Annotated in this window: 14 protein-coding genes; 9 read left to right on the top strand and 5 right to left on the bottom strand. The window is 49.8% G+C overall.

Going from position 1 to position 17,961, the window contains the following annotated elements:
- Positions 1–3,324, top strand: coding sequence for a GapS6b family protein (gene gapS6b, locus KUIN1_RS12240; RefSeq protein ID WP_152091999.1), 3,324 nt, complete (start codon positions 1–3; stop codon positions 3,322–3,324).
- A 439-nt stretch (positions 3,325–3,763) separates the two neighbouring features.
- Here gapS6b and KUIN1_RS12245 read toward each other — a convergent pair whose 3' ends face one another.
- Entirely contained in the window at positions 3,764–7,132 is a 3,369-nt protein-coding gene (locus KUIN1_RS12245) for a P-loop NTPase fold protein (protein ID WP_152092000.1), read from the bottom strand.
- A 528-nt stretch (positions 7,133–7,660) separates the two neighbouring features.
- On the opposite strand from KUIN1_RS12245, the gene KUIN1_RS12250 reads away from it, so the two are divergent.
- From KUIN1_RS12250 to KUIN1_RS12270, 5 genes are read left to right on the top strand one after another with little or no spacing between them, the layout of a single operon-like run.
- Positions 7,661–9,502, top strand: a complete 1,842-nt coding sequence (locus tag KUIN1_RS12250) for a type VI secretion system Vgr family protein (RefSeq protein ID WP_103713372.1) — start codon at positions 7,661–7,663, stop codon at positions 9,500–9,502.
- A gap of 35 nt (positions 9,503–9,537) precedes the next feature.
- Entirely contained in the window at positions 9,538–10,125 is a 588-nt protein-coding gene (locus KUIN1_RS12255) for a DcrB-related protein (protein ID WP_103713371.1), read from the top strand.
- Complete coding sequence (locus KUIN1_RS12260) at positions 10,122–11,354, top strand: PAAR domain-containing protein (RefSeq protein WP_103713370.1); 1,233 nt, start codon at positions 10,122–10,124, stop codon at positions 11,352–11,354. Before KUIN1_RS12255 ends, KUIN1_RS12260 begins: the two co-directional genes overlap by 4 nt.
- Positions 11,351–11,932: an Imm5 family immunity protein gene (locus KUIN1_RS12265; RefSeq protein WP_103713369.1), complete on the top strand. Its 582-nt coding sequence runs from the start codon at positions 11,351–11,353 to the stop codon at positions 11,930–11,932. The genes KUIN1_RS12260 and KUIN1_RS12265 overlap by 4 nt, the downstream gene beginning before the upstream one ends.
- Before the next feature lie 33 nt (positions 11,933–11,965).
- Positions 11,966–12,424, top strand: coding sequence for a GNAT family N-acetyltransferase (locus tag KUIN1_RS12270; protein ID WP_172980051.1), 459 nt, complete (start codon positions 11,966–11,968; stop codon positions 12,422–12,424).
- A gap of 249 nt (positions 12,425–12,673) precedes the next feature.
- Here the strand turns inward: KUIN1_RS12270 and KUIN1_RS12275 are convergent, their stop codons facing one another.
- From KUIN1_RS12275 to KUIN1_RS12285, 3 genes are all read right to left on the bottom strand, one after another.
- On the bottom strand, positions 12,674–13,132 hold the full coding sequence (locus tag KUIN1_RS12275; protein WP_152092002.1) for a metallophosphoesterase family protein: 459 nt from the start codon (positions 13,130–13,132) through the stop codon (positions 12,674–12,676).
- Positions 13,133–13,210: 78 nt separating this feature from the next.
- The gene (locus KUIN1_RS12280) at positions 13,211–13,792 is read right to left on the bottom strand and encodes an ATP phosphoribosyltransferase regulatory subunit (protein ID WP_011267614.1); all 582 of its coding nucleotides are present in this window, start codon (positions 13,790–13,792) and stop codon (positions 13,211–13,213) included.
- Between the two features lie 289 nt (positions 13,793–14,081).
- Positions 14,082–14,585, bottom strand: coding sequence for a GNAT family N-acetyltransferase (locus KUIN1_RS12285; protein ID WP_172980052.1), 504 nt, complete (start codon positions 14,583–14,585; stop codon positions 14,082–14,084).
- Between the two features lie 139 nt (positions 14,586–14,724).
- Between KUIN1_RS12285 and KUIN1_RS12290 the strand changes: the two genes are divergently transcribed.
- From KUIN1_RS12290 to KUIN1_RS12300, 3 genes are all read left to right on the top strand, one after another.
- Positions 14,725–15,951 carry a YegJ family protein gene (locus KUIN1_RS12290; RefSeq protein WP_050586748.1) on the top strand — a complete coding sequence of 409 codons (1,227 nt, stop codon included), beginning with the start codon at positions 14,725–14,727 and terminating at the stop codon, positions 15,949–15,951.
- Positions 15,952–16,033: 82 nt separating this feature from the next.
- Positions 16,034–16,873 (top strand): TauD/TfdA dioxygenase family protein, encoded by an 840-nt coding sequence (locus KUIN1_RS12295; protein ID WP_103713365.1) that lies wholly within the window; start codon positions 16,034–16,036, stop codon positions 16,871–16,873.
- A 92-nt stretch (positions 16,874–16,965) separates the two neighbouring features.
- The gene (locus KUIN1_RS12300) at positions 16,966–17,178 is read left to right on the top strand and encodes a hypothetical protein (protein ID WP_003405632.1); all 213 of its coding nucleotides are present in this window, start codon (positions 16,966–16,968) and stop codon (positions 17,176–17,178) included.
- A 72-nt stretch (positions 17,179–17,250) separates the two neighbouring features.
- Here KUIN1_RS12300 and KUIN1_RS12305 read toward each other — a convergent pair whose 3' ends face one another.
- Complete coding sequence (locus tag KUIN1_RS12305) at positions 17,251–17,757, bottom strand: GAF domain-containing protein (RefSeq protein WP_096102423.1); 507 nt, start codon at positions 17,755–17,757, stop codon at positions 17,251–17,253.
- Between the last annotated feature and the right edge of the window lie 204 nt (positions 17,758–17,961).

Here is a 17,961-nt window from a genome sequence, read left to right on the forward strand (position 1 = left end):
TTGAGTACTATTGAACAGAACCACAGCGGAAGTGGCGATAATGTCCGTGATAAAATCTTTATAACTATCAAGGCGTTAGCTCCGGATAACTTCATCAAGCCTATGGAAATGGTGTTCGAGAGCCTACGTAAGAAGGACCGGGAAAGAGCGAAGATTCAGATGAGCATCTTGAAGTCAATGGCTCATCAGGACCAAGAAACCGATGCATTGTTGGACGCTATTTCAATCTATGGCGAATTAGTTGAGTCCGGAGGTCAAGGCTCGGCATGGGGAACGGTATTCAGGATCGCATCGGCGGCGGTGAACCCTATCGTGAAAGACGTTTGTCTCGCTGCGATGCTCAGGCTTTCATCCAAAACCGAAAAAGAGGTGGAGGCTAGAAAGCATTATGCATCCCAGTCTGAGCATGGCCCTTACGCCAAAGAAGCTTTTTTAAGTTTTTTTGCGGATCAGGTAGAGCTCGAGGCTGCAAGTCAAGAGTTTGTCTTGGCTGAAGGAGAGATGACGGGCATCGTTGAGGGGGCCTTCCGGCTGCAAATGACGGACATAGCTGTCCGCATTGGGGGGCGACTTCTAGAGGAATATCCTAGCTACAACGCCAAAGTCCTCCGGGTTTTGGCTAGCGCGATGGATCTGAATTATGCGCTATGTGAACGGCACTTATGGCTGTGCACCCCTGATGTAAAGCAAAGGCTCGACATTCTTACCATTGAGGTTGTCGATCTCCTGGAGCGCTCTAACGGTGCAGACCTACGCTTATACGACATGGCATGCCCTATCCTAAATTGTTATCAAGGAGCAGTGCCCAGTGCACTGCTCGACGCGCTTAAAAAGTACTGTGATTTCTTAGAACCTGTTCACTCTGAGACTTTTGCTCAAATAAAGGCTTTAGGGGGAGATGATTCGGGACTCACGAAATGGCAGCGCGATCTGCATGCCGCACAGCAAAGTCCTAAAGAGAGAAATGCATGGTGCAGCAGTTTTTTAGCTGCAAGCAGCCATACTGTTGATCAGCTGATTCCTTTTATCCATCTTGCGACTCCCGCTCAAATCACTGAATGGCTGACGGGCGATATTAAGGTAAGTGAAATATCAGAAAAAGAAATTTCGTTTGCTCGACTCTTCGCTAGTTCGTTCAGGGCAGCAGAACAGAATGACGACTTATTGCAACGAGGATTTTTGGCTAAGGAAGTGCAAGATTTTGCTGCCAAGTGGGGCAATGAGCTTGGTGACATTGCACCTGGGCGAATCTTTGAGCTTGCCGAGAAGCTTTTTTTCGCCAATTTGCCTGACAAGGCCCTCATATTTACGTCGGAATTGATAGGCCAGCAAGCGCTCTGGCCATCCGGTTTTGTTGTAACTCATCTCAGATGCTTGTTGGAAGCTCAGCAATTCAAGACATTTGATGACGTCTTGGCTAGAGTAACAGGCTTCGAATCCTCTGTTTCGCTAATGAATTTGTGCTCCCTAAAAGATGAAAAGATGGGGGATGTCTCATCCGCCCTAAAAATCAGCGACCAAATGATAGAACTTGCGCCACGCTCATCTTACTGCTGGTACCGAGGCTGTTATCTGCGCGACAAGTATAGTAGCCTTGAAGAGCAACGCGCGTTTCATGCACGAGTTTCGGACTTGCTGTTACTGGATCATTCTAGAGAAGCAGCAGCAATTCTGTTTTTTATGGCTAGGGCAGGTAATTTTAAACGCGCTGAGGCTAAGTGGGTGGACTGGTTCATTCAAAACCCCCAAGAACTAGCAATCGATTTTGTTGATTTTTATTTCGGCTTAAGTATGGGCGGCCAAACTAATATCAGTATTTCGCCCACAATGCCGCAATGCTTGGCAGCGCTTCAATTTACTCAAGGGGGTGTTAGGCGTACAAAGCTAATCGTTGAAGACCATCTTGCTGTGAGCGAGTGCACGCTGAAGGGCTCTAGTCAGTTAGGTCAGTTGCTGCTAAATTCAGTAGCTGATGAAAGGTTTGACTTAGGACTTGTCACTTACATAGTAGAAGAGCGTATTCCGCCCTATATTGCTTGCATGCGTATGGCGATGGAGCTCAGACACATACATAATGACGGCAGTGATATTTTCGCAATGATGGAGACCCCATCAGACCCGGCAGACCTTGTACCTTTCCTAGAGGAGAAGTTGGGTCGAGGTAATCAAGAGAGATCTAAGCTTCGTGCAATAAAAGACATTCCACTATTCATGCGAGGTCACGGGCTTTACTCGGATAATGCTTTTAAGGCTGCACTAAATTGTTGGACAGATATCTGTATTCCTAAATCACTTCTGTATGCAAATGGCAATGAAGAGCCTTATTCCGTAGTGCTAGATGCGTACAGTATCAGCTACCTTGCTGTTACTGATTTGGCTCAAGGTTTTCTCGACTTAGGTATTAAATTTATCTTGCCTTCAGCTACAAAAATAGGTCTGAGTGAGTGGATTGAGCAGATTAGTCACGAAAGCTTTATGATGATGGGAGTTACTGATACAGGTAAGCTCTATCGCACGACAGCTTCGGATATCCGGTCTCGTAATGGGCATGTTCTTCGTGCACTAAATTTAATACTTCATAATTCGTCCGTGGGCCACCCTGGTCCTCATAATGCTCCGCTAGAAGTTTACTCAATTCGAGATGCAGTCGATCGCACAGTGTATGACGCGATGGAGCTTTCATCAACAAATAACATCCCTTGGTTGTGTATGGATGCTGTATTTGCTGCGCTTCATGGGACATCTGGTCGTCCAATCGTAAACGCTTACTCAGTCGTTATCAAAGCGATGGCTAGCGCATCTTCTGATTTTGACCATAAGCGACACGGACTTCTTCTATATGCTATCGGTTCGCTGCCGCTACCTCTTTCTTATGCGGAACTGCAAGGCCTCGCTGAGGAGTCCAATTATCTTGCCGGATTTATTCTGTTAAAAATAATTCAGAATCATGGGCGACAAATTTTCGTAGTCAATAAGCAGCCATATTTTTTGCTTGACTTGATTTCGGCTCATCTTCGAGGTCGATATTTCTCGAAGGACGATCATTCAGCTATTTATCCGGCCTATACGCCTGCAACGTCATATTCATCGCATGTGTTTAATCATGGTATGGCGCTTTTTCTTTCGGCTTATGACAAAGGAACGAGAGAGTACCGATTTGCTGCTGCGCTAGGTTACTTGTGCTTGCCTATAGCGGCTTTCCAATATCTTACGCAATATATTATTGGTTTTTTCATACAGTTTGCCCAAGGCCATTTTATAGATCTAGATGCGGTTAAAGAACATCTTACTTTGATTGCATCTGCGAAGTCTCAAAAGAATTGAGCTCCAGCTCTAGCTTGTTACATTTCGTTCGAAAACCAAAATTGTGTGATACACCGTCAACTCAGGCCCAAAGCTTCCAAGCGGATCACTTCAGGTAGAGGCCTAACACCGGATCCACGGAGTCCGACTTTTCGTACAAACGTAGTAACAAAGCGTTTAAAAATTGCCGCGGCGCTGATTTGTGTCGCTGGGCATCCGGCTAATAATCCTTGAGTCGATAACCGGGTGCCCACTTTTACCGTAAACAGCTTGACTTCACGTTGCCATTGTATAGGTAGAGGCAAAAGAACTTTCTCAGGAAGGCATATCAATCAAGCCTATTCATACGTACACGCGATCAGATTCGTGGCCATAGATAACTTGTTCGGACGTATACTCCTGAAGCTTCAGAAGTGATGTCTAGTGTTCGATTCCTAAGATGGCTCTCTCCGATCAAGGTTCAATCCTCGCTGTCACTTGGGCGGGCCATCAAGGCGCTCGCGAATTTCTTCATTCGGGCTTTGAAGCCTGCTTTGTTCGAAAGGTCTGCATAAACGTTGGGTAGCCGATCTCTTAGCTTTGTCACATAAGATGCATATGTATCCTTGTTATCCTTAGAAAACGACCAGTCTGCAAGCTGCTCCCACTGATGGTCGAGGAGGTCTGAAACTCGGGATGTAGACTCTGGGTTACGGTGAATGAACAAAAGTATCTGGAGTAAACGTTCTTCTTCAACTTTGTTTCGAGGAGTTACACTTGGAATTAGGAAGTTTAGTTTGGATAAGATGAAAATAGAAGCCTCGATAGGAACTGTGGAATCATAAGCGCTGGCCCTAAGTTCAGTGCCGATTATAAATAGTGTATCCTTGTCGAAAAGCTCTAGCACATTTTTAATATTGCGCATAACCAAATCGGATGGATCCAGAAAAGGTGATTTTTTTATCAAGGTTGAGATATATGTAGAAAATGCGGCATGAGCATTTTTTTCACCTTTGAAATCCAGCTTCCCTTCAACCATGCGATCCAGTGCATTAGCTACCTTGGGGTTCGGGCTGTTTAAAATAGCTAGCCAACTAGTCTCGTCAATCTCAGGGCCAAACTCCCTATCCAAGATGTACGCTCTCAGTGGTAATATTGAGTTATCTAATCCTGTTAGTATTGCATCGAAGAAATTCGGGTCTATCTCGTCTAGCGTTGGAAGATGTTTGGTGAGCTGAGGAAAAGAAATAATCCATGTTAGAAATTCACTTTCTGCTAATCCCTGGTCCGCCAATGCTTCACAGAGCTCGGTATAGTGCCGAAAAACATGAGTAACATATAATGTCGTTACAAGCTGCTCTTTAATTACATTTGCAAGGATCGGAGCGACTATCGCCTTTGATTGGTCTGCTATAGTCAGAGCGAAAAGGTTTCCGCTATTGATTAATGCTCTGGTCAGAGAGGTTAGGAGTTCAGGCTCCTGAGCGAACGCAAATTCGATTTCTGGAATTTCGGCGACCTCAGCCCCCATTGCTAGTCGCATATATATAATTGCTATAGCAACCTTTATGCGATTTGACTTTGTTGAGGGTAGGTGGGTTTTGATTAGTCCGGCTATAGAGTTGGAGTATGTTTTAAAAAAAGCTAGTCCAACCCAGGATCTTTCTTCGGTGGGATCATAATTGATCGCAGCTATGATTTCCGTTATTTGCTCATCGCCGAATTGATAGTCAAGCTCTTTAGACGACAGCTTAATGTGCCCGAAATATTTATCAAGGCAGTGTACCCACTCGTCTTGAGGTAAAGGGGTCATGCCGAATGCGATCGTATCATTCGAGACAATCTGTCTTACTCCATCGACATACCCTTTCTGGCTAAGTACGATGCGATTCACATCGATTACACGGAGATCAGGGTTTGGAATTAAGATGTGAAAGAGAATTTCTGAGCTATCCACGGTGACTTCCGGGAACGGCTCATTCAACGCGTCCAGATAGCTGTCATACATATTCACAATTTCTTGATAAACATCCTTTGTGTCTGGGTCATATATTTGCCTGGTCATCTGCAGGAATGTGTCTTGCGCGGATCTCAGTTCTCCATCGAATATAGCCTTACTGAGTCCGAGGTTAACCAATCCTTTTGTCGCCTCAAAATATCTAGTGTCGGGATCATGAGCTGTCAGTAGAAAACTCTCTGTAAACTTTTTGTTAATATGATGAATTAACATACTAATGTCACAGTTTTCTGAGGTGACGGCTTCATGAAGCGTCAGGAAAAGATTGTTAGGTGAAACTTCACCTTCCAATTCTCTCAAAAATGAATCGGTGAATCCAAAGTATCCTGCTAGTGAAGCAAATTGTCTTCCGTTTTGAGATTCAATAGCTGTAGCCAAGGGTTGATCTATTAACTCAGCAATGGCGATATCTGGAGATGTTTGGAAGTGTATCTGAAGGATTTGAATGGGCCAGCCCTGATCCATATCCTCTCCCAATAAAGTTTGAAGAGTGCGTTTTGTTCTGGCTAAATTGGCGCTGTTTTTCTCATTCTTTTCTTTTTCACCGGGTTTATCAGTAGAAGTGGCATCTTCTGTTGATGGCCCGGCGGGCTCCTTAAGCAATGATTCTATGGATATGTTATTGTACTTGCAGATGGCGATGTATGCTGCAATGCAAACCAAGCTTGGTTGTCCAGCCGTGACCAGCATGGTCGTGGCGATGTCATTAATAAACCTCTTTTGTAGTCGAGGTGTAACTAAACCCGCTGCCATTGGACTGTGGCGTTGCAAGATTATGCTGCAAGTATCCGCGTCGCTCCGGCTCTCAGGGCCAAAAGTTTCGGCCCAAAGTATTCTGAATGCATCTTTCCATCCAGAGGTAATGATAGGGGGTGTGCGAAATACAACTGGAAATTTTTTTGCGATGAAATCCCTTGAGTCATAGCTTTGCTCAGAGTCTCCGTTTAGGTACTGCGAAACTTTTGTTGAGCAAAAAGGTACAATTACGCTCAAATTTTCGGAGCCCGTTACCGATGTGAATATTTCAAGATCACTCCAGACCGAACGCAAAACGTCCCGAGGTAGTCGGTCGAGGTTGTCGATGACAATTATGAAGTGATGATCTCTCACCGCGTGAAGGTGGTTTCTCAGTGCTCTCTTTAAGTCTAAAGGACTGACTTCTTTGCTGATTTCTATCGTTTCAGTAATTTGGTCATCCGAACTTCCTTTCAAGAGACTGCTGATATTCCACCGTTTTTTGCCGACTTGTTCTTTTCCATTGAAGAAATACGCGAGAATCAGAATGATTAGCGGGGCTAGACTTGTACTTAGGTAGAATAAATGTTGCCACCAAGGTATCTCCATATGTCCCCTAAGCTGTGGCAGATAGTCTCTAATGAAGGTAGGGCTGAGCACGCCACTTGCGATCAGTAATACAGCCCAGACGCTTATGTGACTTCTTGTGTCCTTCGTATAGCTGAAGTGCCGGCCCAGAGCAATATCGCGAGTTTTAAGAACTTCTTGAACTGCAGATTTGTCTCCTGTTTTTGTGAGAAGAGAAGTAATCTGGTCGGTAAATAATTCGATAAAATTGCTCTTTATAGAGCCTTGGTAGTTCTGCTCGCAATCGAATATCCACAGCACGGATTTCGAGCTTTTTTCTTTTATCTTTCTTTCGAGCATCTGGAGTATGGAGCTCTTTCCGGAGCCGAACTCACCGTCAAGACCAATTACCCGGTGATTTTTTCCACTATCAATGTAGTCATGGATAGCTTGCGCGACTCTATCATGGCTCTCGCCCTTGAAGGCATCGCGTTCAGACGGGTTCTCGCTTTGGAAATTTAAGAGGTTCATCAGTCCTTTGCACCTTCTCAGGCCCTACGATGTGGCCGATAGGTGAAAGAATACTAGTTTTGACTGCCAACTGCGCGAATCCTTTTGAGATATTGAGTCCACGCTGGCGGCCGATGGAACCCAGTAAATCTTTAGGTCTGCAGTTTCGTCGGGTGACCAACATCCTAACAGTGCATCTTGGTAGTGGTATAGGTGCAACCGCCTGGCCTGCACCCTCTCCTAGGAGCCATTCAGATCAGCCAAGATAGTGCACTCACGATGTCAGGTTGACCCATCATAGTCCGCATAGGTGATGGCACCTTCGCGTTTTTTTGTGGTCTCTGTGCGGCGATCTTGAGAGAGTCGACTATGTCTGTAGTTCAGAGCCTACGATTTTTTCAGATTTATCCAGCTGAGGTTGTCAGCCGCTGGCCTCCTATCAAGGTTCAGAATGATTGACACTGTTGCATCAGACCGGATCTGTTCAGCGGGTTGCGACCTCAGCCGTTGATCGCGACACCGCCTCTCGCTTTTTCCAAGGAGATTCAAATGTTGATGGACCTCGCAGCAATGTTTTCGCCACAAAATCGGCGTCTGTTCAAATTTAGAAATCTTGCCAATCCTACGCAGGACCTTTTGCTGGAGTCTTTCAGCGGAACGGAGGGGCTTTCGGACGCCTATAGCTTCGAGCTAACGCTGCTATGCCAAGATTCCGGGATCAAGCTTAAGTCGATGATGGGTCAACACTCAGTTATTGAGATCGAGCTGGCCGATGGATCCGCACGTCATGTCGCCGGTTACATCACGCGCTTTGCCAGTATTGGCAGCGATGGTGGTATCGCTCGTTACACCGCGACGCTGAACCCTTGGTTTTCAATGCTTGAAAACCGTTTCGATAGCAGAATATTTCAGGACAAGACGGTAGAGGAGGTCGTTGCTCAGGTTTTTGCGTCATGCTCTGCCTATTCGCGCCATGAGTTTCGCCTCAGCAAACCGGCAAAACGCTATGGCTACATCACTCAGTATCGAGAGTCAGACTTTAATTTTGTACAGCGTTTGCTCGAACAAGAGGGGATGTTCTATTACTTTGAACATACCTCAGAAGGTCACACGATGATCATCTGCGATGACTCTACTAGGCTGGAGTCTTTGCCTAACCAACCGAAGATTCGCTTCCACACTGCGTCAGTTACTGAGACCGCTGATTCAATAACTGATTGGCAGAGTAATCGTCAGCTTCAGGCCTCCAGAATATCAGTCCAAACTTTTGACTATTCTCAACCGCGCAATCGTCTGCCCGTAACAATTAACAGTATTAATATGCAGGGCGATGTAGAGAATTTCGAGATTTACGATTATCCAGGTCAGTTCAGTCATAGCACTTATGACGAAGGTGGAGCTTTATTACGCTTGCGAGTCGAAGCGCTTGAACTTAGAGGTAAAACTTTTCAAGGCTCCAGTAACTGCCGAGCCATGCAGCCCGGTTATACATTTGAACTGTTGCAGCATTATAATCACGACTATGGTCCAGCAGAAGATAGGCAATTTCTGCTTATGAGCGTCCGCAGTGAAGGTCATAATAATTACTCAAATGGTCAGCCAGCGAGTTATTTCAATACATTTTCTTGCGTAAGAAGAAAAATTGTTTTTCGCCCACAATCCGTCACGCCACGGCCGACTATTTCCGGACCACAGACAGCTATAGTCGTGGGGGCGCCGGGAGAAGAGATATTCACCGATCGTCTCGGCCGAATAAAAGTCCAGTTCCACTGGGATCGAGAGGGCAATCAAGACGATAAGAGCTCTTGCTGGGTCCGTGTGGCTCAGTCTGGTGCAAGCAGCGGTTTCGGTAGCATTCAGATTCCTCGGGTTGACGATGAGGTAGTTGTAGTCTTTCTTGATGGAAATCCAGATAGGCCTTTGGTTATGGGAAGCTTATATAACAGCCGTAACATCCCACCATGGTCTTTGCCGGCAAACAAGACGCAAAGCGGGTTCCTTACACGCTCAATAAAAGGCAAAGCCTCTAACGCCAATTTTTTCCGTTTCGAGGATAAACCAGGAGCCGAGCAAGTTAGTCTGCATGCTGAGCGCAATTTGGATACTGATGTTGAAGTAGACGAAAGCCATACAGTTGGAGGTGATCGGACAATCACGGTCAAAGGAAAGCACTCAGAAACTATCAAGTTAGAGACAAGCATCGCTGTTGAGGAGGGATCGTACTTTGTTACTGTAGACAAAGGAGAGGTGAAAATAAAGTCTGCTGAGTCGATTACACTTGAAGTGGGGTCTAGCAAACTGGTAATGAACAAGGATGGGACGATTACCCTCTCGGGCATCACCGTGAACGTGGAAGGCACGACGAAGATTAACCTCAATAAAGACCAGTGAGTTCATTAATCAGCTGCCGGACAAGGAGTAGCCTAATGCAAAGAACAAGTATATTCGACCGTATCTCCGAAGCCCGTATTCGTGAGCAGAAGCGTTTGGAGGAGGAGCGTTTGGCGCAAGCGATTGTCGATGCTATTCCAGTGCCTGAACGATTTCATACAAATGAGCTAAGTTTTATTCGTCCTCAGGGTTTTAAGGACAAAACATTCCATGTGTTTACCCTTACAGACATTGGGCCCAGCCCGCTATCTGTGGTGATAGGGCGCACCCCTGTTGAGGGTGATAAAGAACTGGAAGATTTATCTCAACTGCTAATATCTGATCTGAAAAAAGCGCTTTCGCATCTGGAGTGGATCGAACATCTTGTTCCCGTAGAGGTGGCGGGGGTGGAGGGAAGGCGTGCTGAGTTCAGGTGGCGGCAGCAGGGAACTCCCGTTCATCAGGTTCAATTTATTTTTCTGCATCACGATGAACTCGGACATTCAGTTCTTATTCAGGTAACAGGGACTAGTAACCATCCAGGCGGTATGACTATTGAAGAAAAGACCGCGTTTTATCTGTTGGTAGACACCCTGGAGTTGCGTTCGTATCCAGACTTGGATCAGGCAGTAGATCGGGTATGAGCGCCGCAGCTCGCGTTAATGATCCAATTGAGCACACAGGCTCGCTGACAGGACTGCTTGCTGGGCTTGCGATTGGCGCAATTGGTGCGGCGTTGGTTGTCGGGACAGGCGGCTTGGCTGCCGTTGCTATAGTAGGTGCGTCTGCTGCGACCGGGGCTGGTGTAGGCCAACTGATCGGAAGCCTATCGTGCTGCAATCACCAAACTGGCCAAATTGTAAGCGGTTCGAGTGATGTGTATATCAATGGTGAGCCTGCGGCCAGAGCACACGCTGATCAGGCAAAATGCGATGAGCATAGTTCCAGGCCACAGGTTATAGCTCAAGGTAGTAGCAATGTCTACATCAATGGCCATCCTGCCGCCCGAGTCGGAGATCGCATTGCATGTGATGCGAAGATTGTAGTTGGTTCGAGTAACGTGTTTATTGGAGGAGGAACTGAGACTACTGATCCTATCAATCCTGAAGTTCCCGAATTGTTAGAAAGAGGTATTTTGCTTGTTGGTCTGGCTAGCGCTTTTGTTCTCGCAAGCCCTGTCATTGTAATTGCTGGGCTAGTCGGAGGTATTGCTGGAGGCACTGTTGGAGGTTGGGGTGGGGCGAAGTTATTTGGCGAGGGGACCGACGGGCAAAAATTAATGGCGTTTGGCGGTGCTTTATTGGGCGGCGGTTTGGGCGCAAAAGGAGGTAAATGGTTTGACACTCGCTATGACATAAAAATACAGGGTGTTGGGTCGAATCTTGGCAATTTAAAAATCACTCCAAAAGGGGCTGCAAAGGTTTCAAACATTGCGGAGTCCGAAGCCGCGCTTGGTCGTGCCTCACAGGCCAGAGCCGACCTTCCGCAAAGTAAAGAGTTGAAGGTAAAAACTGTCTCATCCAATGACAAGAAAACATTGAGTGGTTGGGGTAATAAAAAACCCGAAAGTTATGAGAAAATTTCTGCGGAGCAGGTTAAGACTAAGTCTGAAGAAATTGGGCATGAGGTGAAATCACATCCATACGACAGAGATTACAAAGGGCAGTACTTCTCATCTCATGCCGAAAAACAAATGTCGATTGCAAGCCCAAATCACCCGCTAGGGGTTTCGAAACCTATGTGTACTGACTGCCAAGGCTACTTTTCTCAGCTGGCTAAATATAGTAAGGTGGAACAGATAGTAGCAGATCCTAAAGCAATACGTATCTTTAAGACCGATGGTACTGTCGAAACAATTATGAGGTCGGAATGAATAATAAAAGTAAGGTTTTGATTAAAAAGCTTTTTCTTGAGGTGGCGAAATCGCCTGATGGTGAGCTAATACTGCCCCTCAGAAAGCTTTTGTGGAATACTATTACTGAGGGTGAGACACTGACTAGGAAGAAAATTATCCTAACTTCTTTAGATGTAATTTGCGTTAGGCAGGGCGTGAGTTTCTGGGTAAAGAAATTTAAAGATAATGAACCGTTGAATTACATTTTGAATATCGCCCTTGAAGCTGCTGAGGGGAAATTTGATGAGGCTAAAGCACTTGGTATCAGGGATGAGTTTTATGTTTCAATAGTTGAGGATCAAGAGTACGAGGCAGAAGAGTATCCGGCGATGTTTGTTGGGCATGCTGCTGCTAATACAATTGCAACAGCTGTTGATGATTTTCAATTCGAGCCATACGATCATCGTGTAGATCGTGACTTGGATCCTGAAGGCTTCGAATCTAGTTACCTAGTCGCGTCAGCCTTTGCAGGCGGATTGTCTGAGGATGGAGATCCAAAATTACGACGTGCTTTTTGGGAATGGTACTTGTCTATTGCTGTTCCGCAAGTTGTGTAAGGGTGAAACTCTGATTCATTACAAGGACTGCACATGCGCACTCTGGATTGGCTCAGCAACCACATGCATCACAGCGACACGACGGCGCTGTGGCTCCATCGGCAGTTCGATTACGAGTTTGCATCGCAATCACTCGCTGACTGGCAACTGGACTTTTCTCAAGGACAGGCAAATGGTCATTGGAAGTGCCTGATTGCCCTGGAGGATGGTGAGTTGCTGGGCGGTGCCGCGCTGGCCAGCGACGATCTGGCCGAACGTCCGGATCTGGGGCCTTGGCTGGCGTGTGTTCTGGTAAAACCTGAGGCGCGAGGCAGGGGCGTTGCAGGGCAGTTGATCGACGGCATTTGCAGTCATGCAAGGTCTGTCGGTATCTCTACGTTGTATCTGCATACCCTTGATCAGCACAGGTTCTACGCCAAGCGCGGTTGGCGGGTGTTAGAGCGTATTGAGGCGTGGGGCAAGGAGCACTATCTGATGTCGCGGGATCTCTAGAGGTCCTGTGTCGTATCGGTATTTGGAGCGCTTATCGGTACGGGGATGAGTCTTGCGTTCAGGGTGACGCGGAGCGTCACGAACTGCATTCCCACGCGGAGCGTGGGAACGAGAATCATCGGGGTGTCAGCCCTGTATTTAGGACTCTTCAAGGCTTGTGTATAACGATGAGCGCGGAGCGTGGGGACGATAATTATTGCTCGAAACTCCGTTTTCTTGCTGAAGAAATACTCAGCGTCAGCCCCGTTGTCAGTCAACCAACTGCACCAGGCTCGGCTCAATCGCATCTGAATTCATTTCAAGTATTGCCAGCGTCACCGGCAGTTTGAAACGCCGCCGTCCGGCGCTGCCCGGATTCAGATACAGCGTGTCGCCGCGCCAGTCGATGAGGGGTTTGTGTGAATGGCCGGTAACAACCAGTTTCACGTTGTCATCCAACAGCACTGGAACGTCGGCGATGTCGTGGACCAGCAGGACCTCCCAGCCCTCGATGTCGAAGCGCAGGTGATCGGCGATGGGGGTTGCCCAGTCTGCATCCATGTCGTTGTTGCCGCGCACGATGTGCAGGGGGGCGATGGCGGTCAGTTGCTCGACGATGTCCTGGCTGCCGATGTCACCGGCATGGATGATCTGTGCGCAGCCCTGTAGCGCAGCGATGGCTTCAGGACGGAGCAGTCCGTGGGTGTCGGAAATCACACCAACTTTCATACGGGGGCCTCGGGTCGGGGCTGGGTAGAAGCGCAGTGTAACGCGTTGCGCTTCTACGGCCAGTTACAGGATGGGGGGTTATTGGCCGCACCCAAGCGCCAATACCAGCCTCTCCAGGCCGATGCCAAACCCGGCACCCTCCCGATAGGCGCCGCCGCCGACCACTTGTTGCTGCGCACCCAGGCGCGAACATCGCACCTCGAAGCCGTTGCCTTCCAGGTAGTAGCTCAGGCCCCGTTTCACGGCGGTATTGAGTTCATAGTCCAGGCCCAGCGAATCCAGAAAACCGGTGCAGATGGCCTGGCTGCGCAGCAACGCCTGCTGCGGTGAAGGGCTGAGGATTTCCAGCCCCAGCTGGGTGAATTCGCGGTAGCGTCCGGCTTGCGGGCGCTCGTAGCGATAACAGCGTGCGACGTAGAAAAACATTGCGTCACGTCGCCCCTCAAGCAGCGCTTCACTGCGCTCCTGAAACAGCGCCGTGGCTTCGGGTATCAGGCAACAGGCGCGTCCGGCCTTGTCCTCGAAGGCCCACATCTGGCCGATGATTTCGCTGCCGCCGGCTTTTTCGATAAAGGTGTCCTGGCCCCATAAGGCCGGCACTATCGCTTCCTCAGCCCCGGCTTCGATGAAGATAGCTCCGGAAACGGTTTTCTGTGTCACGCAGGGTTGCGGCTTCTGTTCCGGTCACGATGCGGGTTCCGCGTAGCATGGTCATGGGTGATGATCTCCAGTTTTTTCAGGCAATAAAAAAGGCGCCATGGGCGCCTTGGTCGGTTTCACTGATGGGTCAGAATGTGGATCTATATCTGGCCAATCGATGAGCACAAGCAACCGCAGCACCTTGAAGCGGGCTGTGGTGGTGATGTCGGTTGCTTCGGTGAAATTGATTCATGGCTGATCCTTGCATGCTTTAACGCATCGCTCAAGTCGCGGTGTTGAAGGACACGGTTTATCTGAGCCGCGCCATGCTCAAGGCATCAACGAACAGGCCATCGCGCACCGCGTAGTTGCGCAGCCGGCCCTCTGTTTCGAAACCGAATTTTCGATACAGACCCTGGGCAGCTTCGTTGTCGACATACACGGTCAATTCCACCCGGTGCAGGTTCATCCAGTTGTCTGCGATGTCCAGTGCTGTTGCCAGCAACTTCGAGCCGACGCCTTTGCCCTGCCACGCCGATGCGACGCCCGTGCCGATAGCGCCGACATGGCTTTGTCGACTGCGCGAATACTGCTCCAGGCCAATGCTGCCAATCACCTCGTTGCCATGGAGCGCCACCAGTTTCACGTGTCGCTCGGTACTGGCAGCCAGGCGTTTGCGCCAGACTTCGATGGACTGATAAGGCATCTGCAGCACCTGACGGCACACCGCAGGCTCGTTATAGAGTGCAGTGACACCTTCGAGGTGAATGTCGGCCATGCGCTGGATGAGGATTTGCGGGGCAGGGGCGTGCACGTTGATTCTTTCCTTGAATTGCATATCAGGCGTTCGTTCGAGGTACTTTGGCAGCGGATTATCCTGGCCGCAAGCAGGTAATATCGAGATTGGCGCCACAGTGACTCAAGAAGTAATGTATTTGAAACAGCCGAATTGAATGAGGGCCAGCGACACCGCCATTCTGTTCGCACTCATCAAACAAGGAATGACCCTGCCAATGACGGAGCAAAAAATTTACGGTGTTGAAGGCGAGAGCGAGGACTTTCGTGTCGCGGTTGCCAGTGCGCAGCGCACCTTCAGATTCTTCTGGCGCGAGATGTCCTGGGAGCGTCGCCGAATTGTGAAAGCGCTGGACCTGGCTGCGGTAAAGGTGTCCTTCACGACTGACTCAGCCGATCCCGACAGCCCGTCGGTTGAGAACATGTGGGTCACGGATGTCGATTTCGACGGCCTGACCCTCTCGGGCATTCTCATGAATGAGCCTGTGTGGGTGAGTTCGATAAATGCAGGGGACCCTGTGTCGGTTTCCCTGGACCGCTTGAATGACTGGGTCTATGTGTTTGGCGGTCGCGCATTCGGCGGTTTCACTATCGATGCCCTGCGGTCCGGCATGTCTGCGGCCGAGCGCGTCGAGCATGACCAGGCGTGGGGGTTGGACTTTGGTGAGGCGGGGACCGTTATGCTTGTTCCGCCAGCAGAGGGCAAGTCACCGGTCTGCTTCTCTCGCGCACTGGACAGTGCATCGGATAAACGTGCCTTGAACAAGCTGGAGCGGCTTGAGCATCCGATGGGACTCAACGCACAGGGTGCCGTGGAAGAGGGCCTTCGTGATGACCCGGGTCTGGCCACTGACTACGACGACTCGGGCTGGCAGATGATCCATCGCGAAACCCTCGCCGGTAATTGCAATTTCGTCGCCACGCTTCTGTACATGGGGGCAGATTCTGCGGCGACCAACAGCAACGGCCATGACGTACTGACGCTTGCTCGCATCGCAGGATGGCCGAGAACCATCGAGCTCTTGGAGGGGGATCGGTCGAACCTTGAAAAGCACGTACAGCGTCGTGGCTTTCCAGCCTGGCCCATTGGGCTGGTGATGGCGGTCATCGGGGTGGTCGGCCTTTATTTTGCTGCCTTGAGTCAGTCGACAGGTTCTCTGATTGTCAGAAACGATAGCCTTTTAAGCACTGGGCTTTTCATTGCCCTTGTCTGGTTCCTGGGGCAGGGTCTGATTCTCTGTACGGGCCCCTGGTATTTTCGACTCCGGGAGCGCACGCCGATATGGGGCAAGGCCAGAGCGCTGGATTTGCTGGCAATGCTTATCGGAGTATTGCTCGCTTTCTTCCTGCACGATCACTTGGGTAATTACCTGCATTCCCTTTAAAACGTCCCGCGGCAAAACAGGGCTATTGCTTCCATTTCCTCATAAGTGTACCGTTGTGTTCACTTATGAGGAGGGTCGCACCATGTTAGCCACTTCGCTCGTTCAGCTGTCGCAGGAACCCATAAAGCCAGGTATTGGCTCGCGTATTTTCAACGGCAAGCAGGAACTGCTGTCGGGTCGATTCGCTGGGGAGATCCGGGAACTGCTGGAGCAGCGAGGGGTGCTGGTGTTCCCGCAGATTCATTTTTCCGACGCAGAGCAGATTGCCTTTACTCGCACCCTGGGTACGTTCTGCCCTGAACCCGGCGATGGGCAGAACATCACCCGGATCAGCCTGGATGTGAGAGAGAATCCGGCAGGTGCGGAGTTTCTCAAAGGTTCGCTCTACTGGCACATCGACGGTACGAGCAGCGATTCACCCATTCTGGCGTCGTTGTTGTCCTGCAAGGTGCCCGCCAGTTGGGGAGGCAACACGGGTTTCTGTAACACTTACGCGGCGTACGAGGGGTTATCGAGCGCTGACCAACAGCATTACGACGGTCTGCGCGTCATTCATGCCCCATGGGCATCGTTACTCTATTACAATCCGGAGCCTGGCCTTGCAATGCTTGAGGCCATGCAGGCGATCGGCGAGAAGGAGTTGCCGCTGGTCTGGAAGCACCGATCCGGTCGCAAGTCGCTGATTCTGGGCTGCACCGCGCAGCAAGTCGTTGGCCTCAGCCTGGCGCAAAGTGCGCGGATTCTGGTCGGCCTTCGCGAATGGGCCACGTCCGAGGCGTTCAGTTACAGCCATGCGTGGCAGGTCGGTGATCTGGTGATCTGGGACAACACCGGCACCATGCACCGGGCCGAAGCCTATGACCCCGAGTGCGGGCGAATGATGCACCGCACCAAGTTGCAGGGCGAAGAGCCCTTCGCCTGATGCGCCGACTGCGAGAGCCGGTTGACGCCCAGGCTTTTATACTGAATGGCTCATTGTGAGCCGGATCGTTTTGCCGGATTGGAGAAACGAGAATGTGCAGACCCAAAGAACCCATTGCGGGTATTTTTCTATTGTTGGTTCTGGCCGCTGGCGGTTGGTTGGCTCAGGAGCCATTTCCTCATTTCGGGATTGATCTGCCTGCAGAAGCCTTGCTGGACGGCGATCACCCGGTCACACCTGTACCGTCCCGACATCGCCTGCAACTCGACGAAGGCCAGTTCAGCAGCGACTTGCTCGAGTCTTAGCCGCTGCATGCGCTGGCAGAGCAGCCCGTCAGCCCGTAAGTCGACAGCGTTGCTTCAGGACGCAGCCCCGGATCAGCTGCCTTCGTTGATGTTGGCGAAGAAAATGCACCCGATCAATCGGGCGAACAGGGTCAGGGTTTCCGCCAGATCGGGGTCGTCGAACAGTGTCGTTCTGGAGTCCAGAGCGCATAACGCACCATACAGCTGTCCGTCGGGAAGGTAGATCGGCACGCCGGCATAGCTTTCGATGGCGTAGCGCTTCACAACTGGCAGGTTCGCATACCGGCCGTTCGTGCTGATCTGCGGCACGAACAGTGCCTGGGGATTGGTACAAAACTCGTTACAGAGCGTGGTCTCGAGTTTGAACACATCGCCGTCGTCGATACCCAGGTCAGTGGGGTCATAGACAGAACAGGCGATCCAGTCTGCGTCGGTAAATTTGGCGATACCAGCGAAGCGCATGCCTGTCAGGCGAGTGACAAGTCGCAGCACATTGGTCGTGGCCTCGATCTCGGCAATCGCAGCGCGCTCCTCGATGGTCAACAAGCTGCTTTTTGAGGCGATCAATTCCAGACTCATGTACTTCTCCAGAATACCCAAGTGTGGGTAACGGCCCATGCTAACTGACTGCAATGAAAATGCCATCGGGGTTGGTCGCGCCTGCGAGGATTTATTTTCAAGCGAAATATTGACGCCAGTTTTAAAGTTTGAAGCCTCGCTGCCGACATTTGTGGATTGTATGGCTAGCTGGCAAGGACAGGCCTCTTGTACTCCACTGATGAC

This window comes from Pseudomonas sp. KUIN-1 (genome assembly GCF_009176725.1).
In the GTDB taxonomy this organism is placed as follows: domain Bacteria; phylum Pseudomonadota; class Gammaproteobacteria; order Pseudomonadales; family Pseudomonadaceae; genus Aquipseudomonas; species Aquipseudomonas fragariae.

Bases quoted from the DNA above. Each gene is read 5' to 3' on its own strand.
- KUIN1_RS12305 (WP_096102423.1), bottom strand. From the start codon at position 17,757: ATGAGTCTGGAATTGATCGCCTCAAAAAGCAGCTTGTTGACCATCGAG.
- KUIN1_RS12255 (WP_103713371.1), top strand. From the start codon at position 9,538: ATGCAAAGAACAAGTATATTCGACCGTATCTCCGAAGCCCGTATTCGT.
- KUIN1_RS12250 (WP_103713372.1), top strand. From the start codon at position 7,661: ATGTTGATGGACCTCGCAGCAATGTTTTCGCCACAAAATCGGCGTCTG.
- KUIN1_RS12245 (WP_152092000.1), bottom strand. From the start codon at position 7,132: ATGAACCTCTTAAATTTCCAAAGCGAGAACCCGTCTGAACGCGATGCC.
- KUIN1_RS12265 (WP_103713369.1), top strand. From the start codon at position 11,351: ATGAATAATAAAAGTAAGGTTTTGATTAAAAAGCTTTTTCTTGAGGTG.
- KUIN1_RS12270 (WP_172980051.1), top strand. From the start codon at position 11,966: ATGCGCACTCTGGATTGGCTCAGCAACCACATGCATCACAGCGACACG.
- KUIN1_RS12295 (WP_103713365.1), top strand. From the start codon at position 16,034: ATGTTAGCCACTTCGCTCGTTCAGCTGTCGCAGGAACCCATAAAGCCA.
- KUIN1_RS12290 (WP_050586748.1), top strand. From the start codon at position 14,725: ATGAGGGCCAGCGACACCGCCATTCTGTTCGCACTCATCAAACAAGGA.
- KUIN1_RS12260 (WP_103713370.1), top strand. From the start codon at position 10,122: ATGAGCGCCGCAGCTCGCGTTAATGATCCAATTGAGCACACAGGCTCG.
- KUIN1_RS12300 (WP_003405632.1), top strand. From the start codon at position 16,966: ATGTGCAGACCCAAAGAACCCATTGCGGGTATTTTTCTATTGTTGGTT.
- KUIN1_RS12275 (WP_152092002.1), bottom strand. From the start codon at position 13,132: ATGAAAGTTGGTGTGATTTCCGACACCCACGGACTGCTCCGTCCTGAA.